19 protein-coding genes are annotated in these 17,321 nt (G+C 68.8%); 9 read left to right on the forward strand and 10 right to left on the reverse strand.

Annotated elements, in window-relative coordinates; genetic code table 11:
* Window positions 1-5 precede the first annotated feature (5 nt).
* Entirely contained in the window at window positions 6-596 is a 591-nt protein-coding gene (locus tag RIE31_08530) for a DUF3501 family protein (GenBank protein MEQ8640633.1), read from the forward strand.
* Between the two features lie 66 nt (window positions 597-662).
* On the opposite strand, the gene RIE31_08535 is transcribed toward RIE31_08530, so the two are convergent.
* Complete coding sequence (locus tag RIE31_08535) at window positions 663-1,247, reverse strand: SH3 domain-containing protein (GenBank protein ID MEQ8640634.1); 585 nt, start codon at window positions 1,245-1,247, stop codon at window positions 663-665.
* Between the two features lie 269 nt (window positions 1,248-1,516).
* Here RIE31_08535 and RIE31_08540 point away from each other — a divergent pair, with 269 nt between their 5' ends.
* From RIE31_08540 to RIE31_08550, 3 genes are read left to right on the forward strand one after another with little or no spacing between them, the layout of a single operon-like run.
* Window positions 1,517-2,524, forward strand: coding sequence for a D-glycerate dehydrogenase (locus RIE31_08540; protein MEQ8640635.1), 1,008 nt, complete (start codon window positions 1,517-1,519; stop codon window positions 2,522-2,524).
* 10 nt (window positions 2,525-2,534) lie between these two features.
* A complete protein-coding gene (locus tag RIE31_08545) occupies window positions 2,535-3,083 on the forward strand; it encodes a GNAT family N-acetyltransferase (GenBank protein MEQ8640636.1) in 549 nt (182 codons plus the stop codon).
* Window positions 3,080-4,306, forward strand: a complete 1,227-nt coding sequence (locus RIE31_08550; GenBank protein ID MEQ8640637.1) for a pyridoxal-phosphate dependent enzyme — start codon at window positions 3,080-3,082, stop codon at window positions 4,304-4,306. Before RIE31_08545 ends, RIE31_08550 begins: the two co-directional genes overlap by 4 nt.
* Window positions 4,307-4,340: 34 nt before the next feature.
* On the opposite strand, the gene RIE31_08555 is transcribed toward RIE31_08550, so the two are convergent.
* The 6 genes from RIE31_08555 to coaBC all read right to left on the reverse strand — a co-directional run bounded on the left by RIE31_08555 (window position 4,341) and on the right by coaBC (window position 10,080).
* Complete coding sequence (locus tag RIE31_08555) at window positions 4,341-5,492, reverse strand: MFS transporter (GenBank protein MEQ8640638.1); 1,152 nt, start codon at window positions 5,490-5,492, stop codon at window positions 4,341-4,343.
* A gap of 93 nt (window positions 5,493-5,585) precedes the next feature.
* Window positions 5,586-6,188, reverse strand: coding sequence for a nucleotidyltransferase family protein (locus tag RIE31_08560; GenBank protein ID MEQ8640639.1), 603 nt, complete (start codon window positions 6,186-6,188; stop codon window positions 5,586-5,588).
* A complete protein-coding gene (locus tag RIE31_08565; protein ID MEQ8640640.1) occupies window positions 6,178-6,996 on the reverse strand; it encodes a HesA/MoeB/ThiF family protein in 819 nt (272 codons plus the stop codon). Before RIE31_08565 ends, RIE31_08560 begins: the two co-directional genes overlap by 11 nt.
* Before the next feature lie 5 nt (window positions 6,997-7,001).
* A complete protein-coding gene (locus RIE31_08570; protein ID MEQ8640641.1) occupies window positions 7,002-8,270 on the reverse strand; it encodes a pyridoxal-phosphate dependent enzyme in 1,269 nt (422 codons plus the stop codon).
* Window positions 8,267-8,749 (reverse strand): dUTP diphosphatase, encoded by a 483-nt coding sequence (gene dut, locus RIE31_08575; protein ID MEQ8640642.1) that lies wholly within the window; start codon window positions 8,747-8,749, stop codon window positions 8,267-8,269. The genes RIE31_08570 and dut overlap by 4 nt, the downstream gene beginning before the upstream one ends.
* Window positions 8,746-10,080 carry a bifunctional phosphopantothenoylcysteine decarboxylase/phosphopantothenate--cysteine ligase CoaBC gene (gene coaBC, locus RIE31_08580; GenBank protein ID MEQ8640643.1) on the reverse strand — a complete coding sequence of 445 codons (1,335 nt, stop codon included), beginning with the start codon at window positions 10,078-10,080 and terminating at the stop codon, window positions 8,746-8,748. The genes dut and coaBC overlap by 4 nt, the downstream gene beginning before the upstream one ends.
* 167 nt (window positions 10,081-10,247) lie before the next feature.
* Here coaBC and RIE31_08585 point away from each other — a divergent pair, with 167 nt between their 5' ends.
* The gene (locus RIE31_08585; protein MEQ8640644.1) at window positions 10,248-10,907 is read left to right on the forward strand and encodes a GNAT family N-acetyltransferase; all 660 of its coding nucleotides are present in this window, start codon (window positions 10,248-10,250) and stop codon (window positions 10,905-10,907) included.
* On the opposite strand, the gene RIE31_08590 is transcribed toward RIE31_08585, so the two are convergent.
* From RIE31_08590 to RIE31_08600, 3 genes are read right to left on the reverse strand one after another with little or no spacing between them, the layout of a single operon-like run.
* Entirely contained in the window at window positions 10,904-11,728 is an 825-nt protein-coding gene (locus RIE31_08590) for a class I SAM-dependent methyltransferase (protein ID MEQ8640645.1), read from the reverse strand. The genes RIE31_08585 and RIE31_08590 overlap by 4 nt on opposite strands.
* On the reverse strand, window positions 11,725-12,471 hold the full coding sequence (locus RIE31_08595; protein MEQ8640646.1) for an HNH endonuclease: 747 nt from the start codon (window positions 12,469-12,471) through the stop codon (window positions 11,725-11,727). The genes RIE31_08590 and RIE31_08595 overlap by 4 nt, the downstream gene beginning before the upstream one ends.
* The gene (locus tag RIE31_08600; GenBank protein MEQ8640647.1) at window positions 12,472-12,654 is read right to left on the reverse strand and encodes a hypothetical protein; all 183 of its coding nucleotides are present in this window, start codon (window positions 12,652-12,654) and stop codon (window positions 12,472-12,474) included.
* Window positions 12,655-12,699: 45 nt separating this feature from the next.
* On the opposite strand from RIE31_08600, the gene mutM reads away from it, so the two are divergent.
* From mutM to dnaA, 4 genes are all read left to right on the forward strand, one after another.
* Window positions 12,700-13,572, forward strand: coding sequence for a bifunctional DNA-formamidopyrimidine glycosylase/DNA-(apurinic or apyrimidinic site) lyase (mutM, locus tag RIE31_08605; protein ID MEQ8640648.1), 873 nt, complete (start codon window positions 12,700-12,702; stop codon window positions 13,570-13,572).
* Window positions 13,573-13,594: 22 nt separating this feature from the next.
* Complete coding sequence (locus RIE31_08610) at window positions 13,595-14,023, forward strand: hypothetical protein (GenBank protein MEQ8640649.1); 429 nt, start codon at window positions 13,595-13,597, stop codon at window positions 14,021-14,023.
* A gap of 193 nt (window positions 14,024-14,216) precedes the next feature.
* Window positions 14,217-14,489 carry a 30S ribosomal protein S20 gene (gene rpsT, locus RIE31_08615; protein MEQ8640650.1) on the forward strand — a complete coding sequence of 91 codons (273 nt, stop codon included), beginning with the start codon at window positions 14,217-14,219 and terminating at the stop codon, window positions 14,487-14,489.
* A 1,062-nt stretch (window positions 14,490-15,551) separates the two neighbouring features.
* Window positions 15,552-17,150, forward strand: coding sequence for a chromosomal replication initiator protein DnaA (gene dnaA / locus RIE31_08620; protein MEQ8640651.1), 1,599 nt, complete (start codon window positions 15,552-15,554; stop codon window positions 17,148-17,150).
* The last annotated feature ends 171 nt before the right edge of the window (window positions 17,151-17,321 follow it).

The following is a 17,321-nucleotide window of genomic DNA, read 5'->3' on the forward strand; positions in this document are numbered from 1 at the left end:
CGATCATGGCCAAGCAGACGATCACAGCGGACGATGTGATGGCGCTGGATGACTATCTGGCGGTGCGACGGGAGCGGCGCAGCGCCATGGCCGAGGTCAAGCGCAAGCGGCGGCTGGCGGTCGGTCCCGACATGACTTTCTATTTCGAGAGCCGCGAAACCATTCTGCACCAGATTCACGAAATGCTGGCCATCGAGAAGGGCGGCCCAGAGCAGCTTGCCGACGAGCTCGACGCCTATGGGCCATTGGTGCCGCAGGGCCGCGATCTGGTGGCCACGGTAATGGTGGAGATTCCGGACGAGGCGCGACGACGCGCCACACTGGCCACGCTGGGTGGTTTTGAGGAGACCCTGACCCTTACCTTCGCCGGCCATACGGTGCGGGCCGAAGCGGAGCAGGACGTGGACCGCACCACCGCGGAAGGCAAGGCGTCGAGCGTACAGTTCGTCCACTTTCCCATGAGTGACGAGCAAGCGCGGCAGTTCCGCCAGCCCGGTTGCGAAGTGGTGGTGGCGGTCAATCATCCGGCCTATCGCCACATGATGATCATGCCGGAAGAGATGCGCCGGGTTCTGGCCGAAGACCTGGCGGCCTGACGCCCGGACCTTGGGAAGGAAGCGCGCGGACCGGCCAAGTGCCGGCAGTTGCCGGTGGCGGTCGGCCTACGGGCCCCACAAGGCCGCACGACGGACCCAGCCATCGTGGCCGGCGACGGACAGCCGGCACCAGCCGTCGGCGCACTCTCCCAGAGCGGCGATGACACCGCCGGCCAGCCAGGCCACCACCGCCGCGTCCGCGGACGCGGCGCGGCGCAGGGCAACAGGCTCGTCCGCCACCACGATGGCGGTGCGGCGAACGGACAGCAAAGCGCGGTGGAGCCAGCCTTCGTCGCCGTGCCGGTCACGCACCCGCCGCCACTGTTCGAACTCGGCCACCACCAGCAGGGGCATGCCGGCCCGCTGATAGACCCAGTCAATGGGATAGCGTAGGCCGGGCCCGGTGCGCAGATTGGCCTCTGCACCGCGCAACGAGACATAGCGCGGCAGGGCCAGGCCGGTGACGGAGCCGATGGCCGGTGGCTGTGTGGTAGCGCTGGTGGGCGCGGCGCGCGCTGCAGGCGCTGACCCGTCGTCTGTGGTCTGGGCCAGCACCGGGGGAGCTGCGGCGATCAGCAAAGCCACCGCTAGGGTCACAATCGCGGCCAAGCGCCCGGCGACGGCAAGGGTTGGGATCGGCAAGCGGGTCACGGGCCCTTCCTTTTGTGAGCATGGGCCCATTTGTCAGTCTGGGCGGTGAGCCATGGCGGGCAGCGGGCCGGGCGCAGCCATGCTCGCCAGCGCCCGGCCTGTGGTAAAGTGGCATGTGGAGGGCGGTCAAGGGTCCGCCCGCCGCGTGGGCCGTCCCTCCGCTCCATGGTGAGCCGGACGGCGGCCGCCTGGTGCGCGTGACGCCGCCAACAAGGTTGACACGAGGGGCGCCCGCCTGGCCCCGTGGAACGAAACAGGATGGTCCGCCCATGGCCAAACGTAAACCGCTTGTCATTCTGACCCGCAAGCTGCCGAACGAAATTGAAACGCGCATGAAGGAGCTGTTCGACGCGGAGTTGAACCGCGACGATCACGCCATGGACCGGGCGCAACTGGAAGACGCGGTGAAGCGGGCCGATTGCCTGGTGCCCACCGTGACCGACGAGATTGACAAGGACCTTCTTGCCAAGGCCGGGCCGAAGCTGAAGCTGATCGCCTCTTTCTCCAACGGCATTGACCATATTGATTTCGCCGCCGCCAAGGCGCGCGGCATTACGGTCACCAACACGCCGGGAGTCCTGACCGAAGACACGGCCGATACCACCATGGCACTGATCCTGGCAGTGCCGCGCCGCCTGCTGGAGGGGGCGGAGTTGCTGGCCGCCGGCAAATGGCAGGGCTGGCGCCCCACGTTCATGCTGGGCCGGCGGGTATGGGGCAAGCGCCTGGGCATCATCGGCATGGGGCGGATCGGCACCGCCGTGGCGCGCCGCGCCCGTGGCTTTGGCCTGTCCATCCACTATCACAACCGGCGGCGGGTGCCGGGCGATGTGGAGGAAGAGCTGGAGGCGACCTACTGGGAGCGGCCAGGCGACATGCTGGCCCATGTGGACATCGTCTCGATCAATTGCCCGGCGACGCCGGAGACCCGTCACCTGCTGAACGCCGGACGCATCGCGCAGATGAAGCCCACGGCCATTGTGGTCAACACCTCGCGCGGCGAAGTGATTGACGAGGCGGCGCTGATCGCCGCGCTGAGGGAGCGCCGGATCGCCGGTGCCGGGCTCGACGTCTATCAGAACGAGCCGAACATCAATCCGGACTTTCTCAAGCTCGATAATGTAGTGCTGCTGCCGCACATGGGATCGGCCACCATCGAGGGCCGCTGTGACATGGGGGACCGGGTGATCATCAATGTCCGCACTTTCTTCGATGGGCATAATCCGCCGGACAAGGTGCTGGAGCCGTCGGCCGCGTCTGACTCGGTCTATGCCTGAGGCTTGAGGGGTGAGTAGCGTACCCGCCTTGCCGGCCGCGCTTGACCCGCCGCCGGGAACGACCCGCCTGAGGGCGGGCCGGCTCAACCTGGAGCCGCTGGCCGGCCGTCATGTAGATGCCGTGCATCGCCTGTTCCAGAACCCGGAGGTGGCCCGTTATCTGCTGGATGGCGCGCCGGTGAGCCGCGACTGGGTAGCGGAGGCGGTGCGTCAGTCGAGCGCCGATTTCCGCGGCGGCGGGCTGGGCGTGTGGGCGGCGGTCGGGAACGGCCGTCTGGTGGGGATCGCCGGCTGGCGGGTGTTCTTTGCCGATCGCGGGGCGGAACTGTTCTATGCCTTCGATCCGCTGACCCGTGGTCACCGCATGGTCAGCACCACGGTGCGCGCGTTGTGCCACTACGCCCTGGAGGCGCGCGGCGAGGCGCGCGTGCTGGCGTCGGTGGATCCGCCCAACCGGGCTTCGTCTCGCGTGCTGGAACGTTGCGGCTTTCGTTTCCAGGCGCGAGAGAGGCGCTTTGGCGCGCCCAACGACCTCTACGGTCTGGATCGGAAAGCATGACGGCATTCGACATAGCCTGCGCCGATTGCGGCCGGGCCATGGGCGATCCGCACAGCGTACGATGCGTGGCGTGTGGCGGGCTGTGGCGGATCAACTATGGGGCGACGGACGAAGCCTGGCCGGCGCGGCCTCTTGGCCTGTGGGACTATGGTCCGTGGTTGCCGATAGAGAATGCAGCCAACCGGGTGAGCCTGGGCGAAGGCGGTACGCCGCTGGTGCGGGCGACGGGGGATGGTCTGCCGGCGGAGTTGTTCTGGAAGCTGGAATGCCAGAACCCTACCGGCTCGCAGAAGGACCGCGGTGTCAGTGTCGCTATCTCGCGGGCGCTGGAGCTGGGCGCCAGACGGGTTCTGACCGTATCCACCGGCAGCTCGGGACTGGCCTGCGCCGCCTATGCGGCACGGGCGGGACTGGCGGCGGTGGTTCTGGTGCCCGAAGGCACACCCGCCTCGCGCCTGGCCGCCATGCAGTTGTTCGGCGCCCGGGTGATCGAGGTGGAAGGTGATTTCCCCGAGACCTACCGACTGCTGGAGCGACTGGTGGCGGCGCCAGGCTGGACTCTGGTGGCCACCAACCGCCGCTCCAATCCGTGGCAGGCGGAAGGCACCCGCACCCTTGGTTTTGAGATCGCCACAGAGATGATAGCGGTGGCCGGCCAGATGCCGGACTGGATCGTCGTGCCGGTGGGTGGCGGCGGCACCATCAGCGGGGTGTGGCGCGGCCTGACCGAAATGCAGGCGGCAGGACGGATCAACCGGCTGCCACGCCTGGCCGCGGCCCATGCGGCGCGGGTGGACAGGATCGCCCGCGCCGTCGCGGCCGGCGCCGACGATGATGCGGCGCTGGCGGCGATCACTAATCCGGCGGCTGATACGGTCATGTTCAATCTCAAAGGGGGTGCGCGCTCTGACCTGGCCGACGCGGTGGCGGCCATCCGCCACAGCGGCGGGCGGACCGTGGCGGTCAGTGAGGATGAGTCGCTGGCGGCGCAGCGACGGCTGGCGGCCGAGGGGCTGTTCGTCGAGCCTTCGGCGGCGGCGGCCGAGGCGGCGGTGCGGACCCTGGCGGCGGACGGTACGCTCAGACCGGGCGAGAGGTGCGTAGCGGTGCTGACCGGCTCCGGCTTTCGCGATGCCATACCGGCCAGCGGCGGCAGCCTGTTGCAGGCGACGCCGGACGTGCCGCTTCGGCGGATCGAGGCGTGGCTGGCCACCGCGCCTTGAGCCCCTCGCCGCAGACCCCCTCCGCGCCGGGCCCTCAGGCTGGTCGCGGCTCCAGCGGCCGCGCCGGTCGTCGCCACCGCAAGGTGAACAGCCCGGCCGCCGCCATCACCAGCGCCAGATAGCCATAGAGCCAGGCCGGGGCGATGGCCTCCATCAGGAAGGCGGCGGGAAGCGGCCCGAGAAAGGCGCCGGCGGAAAAGAAGATGTTCATGGAGCCGCTGGCGGCGACCCGCTGGCCGGGCGGCAAGGTGTCGTTCAGATAGGACACCGAAATGGCATAGACCAGGCGCATGGCCGAGCCGAAGAGAATGGCCAGGGCCAGCATGACCTTACCGCTATAGCCCGCGGACAGTGCGGTGAGGCCGGCCGACAGGCTGAGCAGGGCATAGATCAGAACCAGAAGGCGACCGCGGTCCATGCGATCGGACAGTCGCCCCACCGGCCACTGGACCAGTGCGCCGCTGGCCAGAACCAGGGTCATAAACAGGCCCACCTGCACCACCATGCCGGGCTGGGTCAGCGCGAAGACCGGCGTCAGCGACAAGGCGGTGCCGGTCAGGATGCCGCCGGTGAAGCCGCCGACCGCGGCGACCGGAGCGCGGGCGAAGAGGGACAGAGGCGACAGGGATTCCGGCCGCTCGCGGACCGGGCCATGGGCCCGCGCCAGATGCACCGGCACGATGGTCGCGATGAAAAGAACGCCACACAGGATGAAGAGCAGGGCGGAGGCCGGATCCACCACGTCCAGCAGGAACTGGCCTGCGCCCTGGGCGAAGGTGAAGGCGGTCATATAGGCGGCGGTGACGCGGCCGCGGCTGGCATTGGTGGCAACCGATTGCAGCCAGGCTTCCAGCGCCACCCAGATCCACAGCAGAGACAGGCCGGCGGCGAAGCGGAGCGCCAGCCAGGTCCACGGCGGCGGCAGCCAGATGAAGGCGAAGGCGGTGGCGGTGGCCAGCAGGCCGCTGATCCATACGGTGCCCACATAGCCGAAGCGGCGCACCGCCAGATGGCCGCTGGCCGCGGCGATGAAGGCACCAGCCATGGCGGCCATGTTCATGAACGCGGGAAACTGCGCGGGAAATCCGTCGAGGGTCAGGCGCACGGCGACCAGCGACGTTAACAGCGCGAAGGCCAGGTTGGTGACCAGCACCGCGACGAGAATCGGCAGGGCGGCCCTGGGCATGGTCTGGCGTGTCCTCGCAATGGGCCAAGCAATAGGTGAACAGGACCCTAGGTCGCCGTGGCGGCCGTGCGAAGACGGGTCAGCGGCGGGGACTTACGCCGGCGGGCGGACGCCCTCCGCCCAGGGCCGGATGGAGAGACCCGGCCACAGGGCTGTCCAGCGGGTCACCTTGGCGGCATAGACGGGTGGCGTGATCTGGCGATGGTTGGGCCGGACCCGTCCGGCCAGCAGATCATCCAGGCCGAAGGGAGCGATGATCTGCAACGTGCTGTCGGTCGCCGGGCGGATGGCCACAGCGGTAGCGGTGGTCGGCCAGGTAGCGATGGCGTCGGCCAGATCCCTATAGGGCGGGATGGGATGGCCGAAGCGAGCGGCATACCAGCGATGGACCAGCGCCTGGTTCTTGGCGTCGGCGGTGACGGCGAAGGGGCGCAGGCGTTCGTTCAGCCGCCGCTCCACATCTTCTTCCGCGTCGCCGGCCGCCGCATCGAACCACACCAGATCAACGTCCTTGAGGCCGTGCAACGGCGGCCGCGCGAACCGGTGGTTCCACACGGTCTGGGCGATGGCGCCGGCGCCGATCCACAGGGGCGACGCGGCGCGCGGCCAGTCGACAAACAGCGACTGAAACAGCGGGCTGGCATGGAGGATGGCGGTGAGCCGGGCGATGGCGCCCGGGTCGGCCTCAGCCGTCATGGGCCGACAGATCGCGGATCGTCGGCCGGTCACCACACAGCGCGCACGCCGCACGGCGGCGATAGGTCATACGGCGCATGTCACTGCGCAGCCCGTCATAGAGCAGCATGGCGCCGGCCGGGCTGGCGCCCAGTCCCAGCACGATCTTCAGCACCTCGGTGGCCTGCAGCGTTCCCAGAACGCCGGGCAGGCTGGCCAGGATGCCGGCCTCTTCGCAACGGGGAATGGCGCCGGGTGGCGGCGGTTCGGGAAAGGCGCAGCGATAGCACGGCGAGGGTGGATCGGTGTCGGGGCGCATGACGAAAAGCTGGCCCTCGAAGCGCAGCAGGGCGGCGGCAACCAGCGGCTTGCGGGCAAGCCAGGCGGCGTCATTGGTAAGGTAGCGGGTAGCAAAATTGTCCGATCCATCGACGATGATGTCGGCGGCGTTCACCAGTCGCGCCGCGTTGGCCGGACCGAAGCGCTCAGCGACTGTGGTGATCGCCACATCGGGATTGAGCGCGCGCACGGCGTCGGCTGCGCTTTCCACCTTGGCCCGGCCCACATCGGCGGTGCGATGGATGACCTGGCGCTGCAGATTGGCCAGGTCCACATGATCGTCGTCGACGATGGTCAGATGGCCGACGCCGGCGGCGGCGAGATACTGCAGGACCGGCGCGCCGAGACCGCCGGCGCCGATCATCAGCACACGCGCCGCCAGCAGGCGCGCCTGACCGTCCTCGCCGATGGGGTCGAGAATAAGGTGGCGCGCGTAGCGGTGAATCTGGTCGTCGCTCAGATCGATCGGGGTGACGGGCGGCATGGTCATGACCCTCAGCCGGTATAGGTCTTAAAGGGAATCAGGTCGCGCTCCGCGGTTGCGGTGAGCATGACGACGATGGTCTTGGCGGCGTTCTCAGGCCGGCCGGCGAAATCGAACGCCGCCTTCAGCGCGGCGGCGGAGGCGAGGCCGAGGGCCAGGCCCTCGCTCCGCACGACGCGCGCCATCCACTCCTGCGCCGCCTGGTCGCTGACCGGTATGACCTCGTCCAGCACGGAGCGGTTGAGGCTCTCCGGCCGGAAGCCGACGCCGATGCCGTGCAGAGCGTGCGGCCGCGCCGGCTCGCCGCGCAGGACGCGCGACGCTGCCGGTTCCACGCCGATGACGCGGAGGGTGGGCTGGCGCGGCTTGAGCAGCCGGCCGACCCCGGTAAGAACCCCGCCGGTGCCGATACCGGCGACGATGGCGCCGATGCGCCCGCCGGTCTGGGTCCATAGCTCTTCGGCGGTGGAGTGCTGGTGGGCGCCGGCGGTGTCGATGCTGGAGTATTGTGCCAGAAAGCAGCCGCTGCCGGATTCGGCCTCGCTGCGCGCCGCTTCTATGGCGCCGGCCAGGCCAAGCGCTGCGGGAATGAGAAGAATCTCCGCACCATGCATCTGTAAGAGACGTTGATGGCTTTCCGGCGTGTTGTCGGGCATGAACAGTCGCAGGCCGTAGCCACGCGCGGCGGCGATCGCCGCCAGCGCCAGCGCGGCGTTGGACAGGCACGCTTCGATGATCGTCCCGCCGGGGGCAAGCTCGCCGCGCATGGCGGCGCCATCGATCAGGCCCATGGCCACACGGTCCATGGTCGAGCCGAAGGGGTTGAGGAAATCGAGCTTGGCCAGCACCTCGGCGCGGACACCGGTCTCCGCCATCAGGCGCGGCAGGCGCACCAGGGGCGTGTTGCCGATGGCGGCGAAGGCGTCGGCCTGGATTGGCGGCGGCCCGGCCATGGGCGCGGTCTGCGGCGCGGGCGCGGCACGTGCGGCGCGAATCGGCGCGGCGTGGGGCTTGGCCTGGCGGGCCATGGGCGGTGTGCCGTCGCCCAGCCGGTCGCCGGTGACGGTGTGGCGGGCGGCGCCGGGAGTGATAGGGATCGCTCCCGGACCGGCGGACGACGGGGCCGGCGGTACGGCGGCGGGGGCGTCCGTCCCCTCCACGGTCCCGTCCATGGCGTCATCATGGGCCTGCTGGCGTAGGCTTCGCACGGTCGGCACCGCGCCACGGGGATCCAGGGTCTTGCCCCAGCGATTGCCGCGGAAGATCGGCGTCTTCTTCATGTCTGGTTGCCGGCAGCGGCCACGCCGGTGGAGCCGAAACCGCCGACACCGCGATCGGTGTCGTCGAGTGTGGCGCTGTCGCGCCAGGCGACCTGGCAGACCGGGGCCACCACAAGCTGGGCGATACGCATGCCGCGGATGACGGAAAAGGCCTCCGCCCCCAGATTGACCAGCAGCACCTGCACCTCGCCGCGATAGTCGCTGTCGATGGTGCCCGGGGCATTGACGATTGAAATGCCATGGCGCACGGCCAGGCCGGAGCGCGGCCGGACCTGCGCCTCGTGGCCAGGCGGCAGGGCAATGGCAATGCCGGCGGGGATCAGGGCGCGGGCGCCGGGGGCCAGGATCTGCTCTTCGGTGACGGCGGCCAGCAGGTCGAGACCGGCGGCGCCGGCGGTGGCATAGGCCGGCAGCGGCAGATCGGCGCCGTGCGGCAGGCGACGGATGGCGACCGTGACGGGGCCAGCCGGTGTGGTCATGATACCGCCCGCAGCGCGGCTTCCGCGCTCGCATGCCCGGTTGCGCTGCCGGTCAGGGCCAGGGCGATGCGCCGGGCCAGACGGTCGGCGACGGCGGTTTTGCTCATGGTCGGCCAGTCTTCTGTCACCGTCCCGTCCACCAGGACAATGCGGTTGTCCGCCCCGCCGAAGGTGGCCGTGCCCGGTGAGACATCGTTGGCCAGCACCCAATCGCAGTTCTTGCGGGCGCGTTTTTCGTTGGCCAGTGCCGCAAGGCGGGTCGCGTCGGCTTCGGTCTCGGCGGCAAAGCCGATGACCAGACGCGGCCGGCGCTGCCCGGCGGCGGCGACCAGGGCCAGCACGTCGGGGTTTTCTTCCAGCGCCAGGGCCGGTGCACCGCCGCCGCGCGCTTTCTTGAGCTTGGCGGCGCTTGCGGTCGCCGGCCGCCAGTCAGCCACGGCGGCGGCGAAAACAGCGATATGGAGGGGAGCGGCCCCGCCGTCGCGCAGGCGCTGGCAGGCTTCGGCCATCTGCCGGGCGCTTTCCACATGAATTGTCGTGACGCCGGGCGGATCGGCCAGGGCGACGGGGCCGCTGACCAAAGTGGTGCGCGCGCCAAGGCGGGCCAGCGCCGCCGCCACCGCATGACCCTGGCGGCCGGACGAGCGGTTGGCGATGTAGCGCACCGGGTCCACCGCCTCGATGGTCGGGCCGGAGGTCACCAGAGCGGTGAGACCGGCCAGCGGCCCCCGCGCCGCGCCGCCCAGCAGCTCGGCGGCGGCGGCGATGATCACCGGCACTTCGGCCATGCGGCCGGAGCCCACCTCGCCGCAGGCCAGATCACCACTGCCGGGACCGACCACGGCGACGCCGCGGGATTCGAGCGTCGCCAGATTGTCCTGGGTGGCGGCGGCGGCCCACATGACCTCATTCATGGCCGGCGCCACCAGCACCGGACGGTCACTGGCCAGCAGCACGGTGGTGGCCAGGTCATCGGCCATGCCGGCGGCCATGCGCGCCATCATGTGGGCGCTGGCCGGGGCGACGATGATCAGGTCACAGTCGCGGGCGAGACGGATGTGTCCCATCTCCGCCTCGTCGGTGAGGGAGAAGAGTTCGGTGTAGCACTTCGTTCCCGCCAGGGAGGCGGCGGCGAGCGCGGTGATGAACCGGGCGCCGCCGGCGGTCAGCACCGGCTGCACCGCCACGCCGACATCGCGTAGGCGACGGATCAGCTCCAGGCTCTTATAGGCGGCGATGCCGCCGGAGATGATGAGCAGGACACGGACGCCGTCCAGCGTGGCGCGCGGGGCGACGGGAGGGCTGGCGGCGGGGTCTTTGGCGTTGGCCATGATGAAACCCTGTGAGCGGGCCGGGTTTGGCTTGGGTCTCTGTGGCCCTGTGCTAGAAGCTAGGCGGGCGGTGGCGGGCAATCAAGGAGGCGATGCGCCGCGACGCCGGGACGGACAGGGACCGGGCATGGGACGCCGGAAGGCAGAAGACTGGAGGAGAGAGGGTCATGGGCGCGGCAATTGAAAGCTTTGCGGTGGCGGCGGGGCGTATCGCCAGCATCGTCACATCGCTGGAAATGCGCCGGCTGCCGCCGCCGGACCGGGCGTCTCTGGCCCGTGACGACCTGCGGCTTGAGCGGGTGGCGCGGCCGCAGCCCGGCTTCTACCGGGATCTGCAGCGGCGGGTCGGCGCCCGCTGGCTGTGGTTCAGCCGCCTGCGCCTGTCGGACGAGGCCCTGATGGCCATTCTCGATGATCCGGCGGTGGAGCTTTATGTGCTGCGCCGTCTGGACAGGCCGGGTGACGGGCCGGACGCAGCGGTCGGCATTGTGGAACTGGACCGGCGACAGCCGGGCCAGGTGGAACTGGCCTTTCTCGGTGTGACGGAAGACCTGCTGGGCCAGGGGGCCGGCCGTTTCATGATCGCCAGCGCCATCGAAATCGTCCGCGACCATAATTGCGAGCGCTTCTGGGTCCATACCTGCACCCTGGACCATCCGGCGGCAATCCGGGCCTATGAACGGGCCGGCTTTCGCGCCTTCGCGCGGTCGGTGGAGATTACCGACGATCCGCGGCTGGACGGCACCCTGCCAGCGGACGCCGCACCCCATGTGCCGCTGATCGCTCCGGACGGTCCGGGCGCTACGGGCGGCGAGGCAGAGGGTTAGAGCCGCCAGCCCGAATGCAGCGCGGCGATACCGCCCATGAGATTGCGCCAGGTGACGCGACCAAGTCCGGCCGCGGCCATGCGGCGGGCCAGTTGGTCCTGTGGCGGAAAGCGGCGGATGCTCTCCACCAGATAGCGATAGGCCGGGGCGTCGCCGGCGACCAGGCCGCCGAGACGCGGCAGAACGCCAAAGGAATAGGCGTCGTAGAGCGGCCGTAGCAGGGGCAGGGCCACATGAGACAATTCCAGCGCCAGGAAGCGGCCGCCAGGCCGCAGAACCCGGTGGCATTCGGCCAGCGCCGCGTCCAGATCCGTCATGTTGCGCAGGCCAAAGGCGCAGGTGATGGCGTCGGCCGATGCGGTCCGCAGCGGCAGGCGCTCCGCCTCGCCGGCCAGCCAGGTAAGGCGCGGCTCGACCGGTGTTGCCGTGGCCGCCAGGCGCGGCATCATGGCGCCGCCATGGTCGCGACCCTGGCTCAGCATGGCCGGCGTGGCATCCAGCACCAGGGCGGTGGCGGCCGGCCCACCGCTGGCGCCCGGCGCACGGTCGGAACGGGCGAGCGCCAGACGGGCCACATCGCCGGTGCCGCCGGCCAGATCCACCAGCCGCCAGCCGGGCCTGGGGTTGAGCCAGTCCACCAGCGCGTGTTTCCAGGCGCGATGGGCGCCGCCGCTCATCAGGTCGTTCATCAGGTCGTAGCGCCCGGCGACCCGACCGAAAAGGCCGCGCACCAGCGCCGGCTTTGCGGCCCGCGTCACGCGGGTAAAGCCGAAGTCGGCGGCGTCTGCGGCCTCGCGCGCACCAGTGGCAGTGTCGATCATCCCTGAAATCTATGCTCCCTGTGCCAGGCAAGATAGGCCGGGTGCGGCCGCGCCGTCGGGTCGTCGGGCAGCTTGCGCAGACGGTTGTCCGGCGGCAGCAGGCGTTGCAATGGCTCCTCCAGATAACGCCGCGCCGCCAGGAGGCGATAATCGTCGGTCAGAGAGATCAACCCACGGTCGAATAGCCAGTGGACGGTGCGTGACAGAGCAAGGCCGTTGCGCGGCGAGTCATTACCCTGAGCTTCCACCGGACGGATATGTGCCGCTTCCATTTCCGAGCGTCCTCCGCCATTGATGATTCGCAGTCCGGTAACCGCACATGTGGAATCATAGGCCTGGCGGATTTGCCGGGCGAAGAGAGCGTCACGCACCGGCCGGCGGGACAGACGCTCCGCCATGGGCCGCAGGAGCGGCGCGGTGTCTTCGGCCAGGGCATAGGATGGCGTGGCGCTGTCGCCCGCCCGGTGTGTGCCTTCGGCGATGAGACGCTCCAGTTCGTCAATGGCGGGAAAACCGGCGGACAATATGGCTTCGAACTCGTGGTCGGCGAGAGCACGGACGGCATTGAGAAAATAGGCGGTATTCGTTGTGCCGTCGGCGGTGGTCAGCCCGTCTTCGTAGGTGGTGGCACCTTCGCGGAACGGCACCGGCCGATCAAAAGGCAGGTAATCCTCGATCAGGGCGTAGAAGTGACCGGCCCTGTCAGGGTCCGGCACGACGGCCGCAACCCGGGCCACCGCCACCTAGGCCATGCGACCAGTACGTCGGGCGTCGCCGTCATCGGCGCGGCCGGGTTCATAGTAGACAATCTGGTCGCCGACCGTCTGCTTCACACGACCGAGGTAGGTGCGTGGAAAATGATAGCGGACATCCGGGATATCGTCATAGTCGGGACGCACCCGCGTGGTGAATACCGCCTTAGCCATGCGTCGAGCGTAGCCCTGACGGGCGTTCCGGGCTAGCGTCGGGACATGCCCGAATTGCCAGAGGTGGAGACCGTGCGGCGTGGCCTTGCGGCCGGCCTTGCCGGCCGCCGTCTGGCGCGGGTGGAGGTGCGCCGCCGCGATCTGCGCCGGCCGGTGCCGGCGGACCTGGCACGGCGGGCGGCGGGCCAGCGCATCACCGCGGTGACCCGGCGGGCCAAGTATCTGCTGCTGCACCTGGACGGCGGGGCGGCGATCCTCATTCATCTCGGCATGTCCGGGCGGATTCTGGTGACGCCGGCGGATGCGGCGCCGGCCCTGACCATCCATGACCATGTACGGTTTCTGACCGACGACGGGGTCGAGGCGCGCTTTACCGATCCGCGTCGCTTCGGCGTGGTGGACCTGGTGGCGCCGGGAGGCGTCGCCGGCCATCCGCTGCTGGCCCATCTGGGGCCGGAGCCGCTGGCCACCGGCGATGCGCCGGAGGCGGCACCGCCGCTGCTGAACGGGGCGCTCCTGATGGAGCGGCTGGCCGGCCGCACGGGAGCCATCAAGCCGTTGCTGCTGGACCAGCGGATGATAGCCGGGCTCGGCAATATCTATGCCTCGGAAGCACTCTATCGCGCCGGCCTGTCGCCGCGCCGTCGCGCCCACACCATTCGCGGCGGGCGGGCCGAGCGGCTGGCCCGGGCCATTGGCGAGGTGCTGCAGGAGGCGGTGGCGGCCGGCGGTTCCAGCCTGCGCGACTATCGCGACGCGGCCGGCGAGCTCGGCTATTTCCAGCATGACTTCCGGGTCTATGATCGGGCCGGCCGGCCCTGTCCCGACTGCGACTGCGACAGCGCCAGGACCGGCGGCATCCGGCGGTTGAGCCAGGGCGGGCGGTCCACATTCTATTGTCCGCGCCGGCAGCGATGAGACGCCGGGTGGAAGGAACAGGATGAGCGAACGGGCACAACGATCACGGTGGGGCAGGGTGCTGGGCGCGATGGCAGCGGCGCTGTTGCTTGCCGTGGCGGGGCCCGGCCCGCTGGCTGTGCACCATGCCCTGGCCGAGGAGGCCTTCGTCGCCGGGTTCGAGGATCTGCCGCTGATGGCCGGCCTGACGCTGGCCGAAGACGGCGGGGTGCGCTTTGCCACCAATGGCGGCCGCATCGTCGAGGCGTGGGCGACCGGGCGCACCAGTGCGGCGGCGGTGGTAAGTTTCTACGGCGATACTTTGCCGCAACTGGGCTGGCGGGCGTTGGCCGATGTGCAGCCGGGTCAGCCGGCGGTGTTCGCCCGCGAGGGGGAACGGCTGACCATCGCCGTGACCCCGGCCGGAGACAGTGTGACGGTCAGCTTCTTCCTGCGGCCGGCCGGCCGTTAAGCCGTCCCGCGCGGTGCCACAGATCCCTGGGTGTGGGTCGGAAAGCCTCCGCAAAGCCCCGGGAATGCCCCGGAAAAGCCTGAGCGGCGACTGCCTCGCCCGTTGACTCGGACCACAGGGCCTCCTATAAGCGCCAGTTCCCGGCCAGCAGCCGGTTTTCGCTGATTAAACTGATTAACAGGACCTGGTCCGCATGGCCCATACACGGCAGTCGAAGAAGCGCATACGGCAGATCGAAATCCGCACGACGGTGAATCGTCAGCGTGTGGGTGATGTGCGCGCGGCGGTCAAGTCGGTGGAGACAGCGATCCAGAATGGTGATGCCGGCGTCGCGGCGGCGGCGCTGAAGGCGGCGCAGCCCGTCCTGCACGGTTCGATCGCCAAGGGTATTCTGCATCGCAACACGGTTTCGCGGAAACTGTCGCGCCTGTCACACCGCATCAAGGGATTGTCGGCGGGCGCCTGACGCAGGAACACATCATCGCAGAGAGTGAAGCGCCCGCGAGGGCGCTTTTTTTGTTTCGTGCGCGATGGTCGAAACGCCGCAGGGTGAGTCGACACGCACCGGCACAAGATGTTGGAGTCGGTTGTGCCGTAACGCCGACCAGATGTGACGCCGGTGAATGAATGCCATGCAACATCGGCTTGGCACAACATCGCAACGATCAACCGCATCTCTATGAGAGACAAGGACTCCTTCGGGCAGGTCACCCCATGCGCACGTCCTGCGCGGCAAGAGCAGGTGTCGGACAGCGGCCATGCACTTCGCACACGGCGACTAGATGCAGTGAACGATTGGCTTGCGCGCAAAGGTCACGCCGCGCCGCGAATCATCATGCAGAGAGTCGAATGGCCATTGCACCCCATCGGTGGCTTCGCTAGAGTCGCAAATGTCAGGAAGACGTGGTGATTACAGTCAATCGACGCGGTTTTTCTTGGCAGTGCAATATTCAGCAAGTCGAAAGAGGTAAACCCGGCCCTTCTCTCACAAGAGATAAAAGAGACCGGGGCGCCTGATTTGTTGTCTGTCGCGCGAGAGTATGACCGACCGTTGGCGGTGCGCCACAGAAGATCGCGGGGCGCGGCGTGACACACTACAGGTCGCCGCAGGTGTGCCTGCTGCATGTGTATATGCCGCGGGCTGGTGTCGCCGCGCACAGCGGTGCCGCACAAAGCGTCGAAGCAAGGCGCGCGGCATTGTACACGGGCAGCACAGGCAGCGGACGCGTGTTGCGGTATGCGGTGCGGTGTGAGGGACGGTTGGTTCTTGGGGGGTGAGTTTCCAGGTGGCGGCGGCGATGGGCGGACAGACGCCGCGCGTCTTGGGGGTGTTTCGAAAGGCGCATCGGCAGATGCATTGAGTATCCGGTCGCGGCGCGTCAGGAATGGTGTGCTGCAACCGGGTGATGGTGCCGGCCTTGAGCGACTTGCGGGCGCGGGCCTGGGGCCAAAACCAGAAGGCCAGGCCGGAAGGCCAAGCCAAAGCCGAGGCCTGGGGCCAGAGGCCAAGCCAAAGGAGAGACGACAGATGGGGGCAGACGTGTCGGATCAGGCTCAGCGCAACAAGACCCTGGATCAGGCCGGCAAACCGGCCGGAGAGGTCGGGCGCGGGGCTGAGCGACATGGTGAGCCGGCCCTGTCCGTCGGTCGTCCACCCGCCGTCAGCGCCGTTATCGGCCAGCAATGGGCGCGGGTGCGTGGCCAGTTGCGTCATGAGGTGGGCGAGGCGGTTTATCGCAGTTGGCTGAAGCCGCTGGTTCTGGACGGCGCGGCCGGCGATCAGGTGGTCATCGCCGCGCCCACACGCTTTCTGGGCGACTGGGTGGCGACCCACTATGCGCACGTGATTCGTCGGCTGTGGCAGGCGGAGAATGCTTCTGTTCGTCAAGTCATCATCACCATCGCTGACAGCGCCGCCCCGCCGGCGGCTGACGATGCGGCGGCCGGGCCGGACGTAAACGGGTCGGGGGCCGGCGCCGCGCGCGCCGCGCCGACAGCGGCGACGCGCGTCGGCCGGCACACAGAGGCGCGTAGCGACGGACGCGATGACCGGCGTGATGAGGGACGGGAGGCTGGCCGGGCCATCAGTCGGCCGCTTGACGAACTGGGCGCGCCACTGGACCCCCGTTTGACGTTCGACAATTTCGTCGTCGGCAAGCCCAACGAGCTGGCCCATGCGGCGGCGCGGCGGGTGGCGGAGTCCCACACGGTGCCGTTCAACCCGCTGTTCCTCTATGGCGGGGTGGGGCTCGGCAAGACGCACCTCATGCACGCCATCGCCTGGCATATCCGTGAGCGCGAGCCGACCCGCAAGGTCCTGTACCTGTCGGCCGAGAAGTTCATGTATCAGTTCATCCGGGCGCTGCGCTTCAAAGACACGGTGGCCTTCAAGGAGCAGTTCCGCTCGGTTGACGTGCTGATGATCGACGATGTGCAGTTCATTTCGGGCAAGGATTCCACCCAGGAAGAGTTCTTCCATACCTTCAACGCCCTGGTGGACCAGAACCGGCAGATCATTATCAGTGCAGACAAATCGCCGTCGGACCTGGAGGGGCTGGAAGAGCGCATGCGCTCGCGGCTTGGCTGGGGTCTGGTGGCCGATCTGCATCCCACTACCTATGAGCTGCGCCTTGGCATCCTGCAAACCCGGGCCGAGACCTTCGACTGCGTGATTCCCCAGAAGGTGCTGGAGTTCCTGGCCCATCGCATCGCGTCGAACGTGCGTGAGCTGGAAGGGGCGCTCAACCGCATCGTCGCCCACGGCACCCTGATCGGCCGGCCGGTGACACTGGAGCTGGCGCAGGAAACACTGCACGACCTGCTGCGGGCCCATGACCGGCGGGTGACCATCGAGGAAATCCAGAAGCGTGTGGCCGAGCACTACAATATCCGCCTGGCCGACATGCATTCGGCCCGCCGCGCCCGCGCCGTGGCCCGGCCGCGGCAGGTGGCGATGTATCTGGCCAAGCAATTGACGGCCCGCTCATTGCCGGAAATCGGCCGCAAGTTCGGCGGTCGCGACCACACCACCGTGATGCACGCGGTGAAGAAGGTGGACGAGCTGTCGGCCGGCGATTCGGCCTTTGCCGAGGATGTGGAGCTGTTGCGCCGGATGCTTGAAACCTAGCCGGACGGGTTTGGCAGAGCGCCAGTGTTTCCGCCGGTTTTTTGGCGGTCCCCCGGCCTAAAAATCCACCCCTGGCAGCCCCCGCTGTGATAGGATTAGCCGTCTGCCGCGGACCCGCCGAAGACGGCGGGGCGCGGCCGGCGCGGGCCTGTCTTGCGTCCGTTCCTCCAC

The sequence above is a fragment of the Alphaproteobacteria bacterium genome, assembly GCA_040218575.1.
Lineage (GTDB): Bacteria > Pseudomonadota > Alphaproteobacteria > JAVJRE01 > JAVJRE01 > JAVJRE01.

Bases quoted from the DNA above. Each gene is read 5' to 3' on its own strand.
- coaBC (MEQ8640643.1), bottom strand. From the start codon at position 10,080: ATGGCCAACGCCAAAGACCCCGCCGCCAGCCCTCCCGTCGCCCCGCGC.
- rpsT (MEQ8640650.1), top strand. From the start codon at position 14,217: ATGGCCCATACACGGCAGTCGAAGAAGCGCATACGGCAGATCGAAATC.
- RIE31_08610 (MEQ8640649.1), top strand. From the start codon at position 13,595: ATGAGCGAACGGGCACAACGATCACGGTGGGGCAGGGTGCTGGGCGCG.
- RIE31_08590 (MEQ8640645.1), bottom strand. From the start codon at position 11,728: ATGATCGACACTGCCACTGGTGCGCGCGAGGCCGCAGACGCCGCCGAC.
- RIE31_08570 (MEQ8640641.1), bottom strand. From the start codon at position 8,270: ATGAAGAAGACGCCGATCTTCCGCGGCAATCGCTGGGGCAAGACCCTG.
- RIE31_08540 (MEQ8640635.1), top strand. From the start codon at position 1,517: ATGGCCAAACGTAAACCGCTTGTCATTCTGACCCGCAAGCTGCCGAAC.
- RIE31_08565 (MEQ8640640.1), bottom strand. From the start codon at position 6,996: ATGACCATGCCGCCCGTCACCCCGATCGATCTGAGCGACGACCAGATT.
- RIE31_08550 (MEQ8640637.1), top strand. From the start codon at position 3,080: ATGACGGCATTCGACATAGCCTGCGCCGATTGCGGCCGGGCCATGGGC.
- RIE31_08560 (MEQ8640639.1), bottom strand. From the start codon at position 6,188: ATGACGGCTGAGGCCGACCCGGGCGCCATCGCCCGGCTCACCGCCATC.
- RIE31_08585 (MEQ8640644.1), top strand. From the start codon at position 10,248: ATGGGCGCGGCAATTGAAAGCTTTGCGGTGGCGGCGGGGCGTATCGCC.
- RIE31_08600 (MEQ8640647.1), bottom strand. From the start codon at position 12,654: ATGGCTAAGGCGGTATTCACCACGCGGGTGCGTCCCGACTATGACGAT.
- dnaA (MEQ8640651.1), top strand. From the start codon at position 15,552: ATGGGGGCAGACGTGTCGGATCAGGCTCAGCGCAACAAGACCCTGGAT.
- mutM (MEQ8640648.1), top strand. From the start codon at position 12,700: ATGCCCGAATTGCCAGAGGTGGAGACCGTGCGGCGTGGCCTTGCGGCC.
- RIE31_08530 (MEQ8640633.1), top strand. From the start codon at position 6: ATGGCCAAGCAGACGATCACAGCGGACGATGTGATGGCGCTGGATGAC.
- RIE31_08555 (MEQ8640638.1), bottom strand. From the start codon at position 5,492: ATGCCCAGGGCCGCCCTGCCGATTCTCGTCGCGGTGCTGGTCACCAAC.
- dut (MEQ8640642.1), bottom strand. From the start codon at position 8,749: ATGACCACACCGGCTGGCCCCGTCACGGTCGCCATCCGTCGCCTGCCG.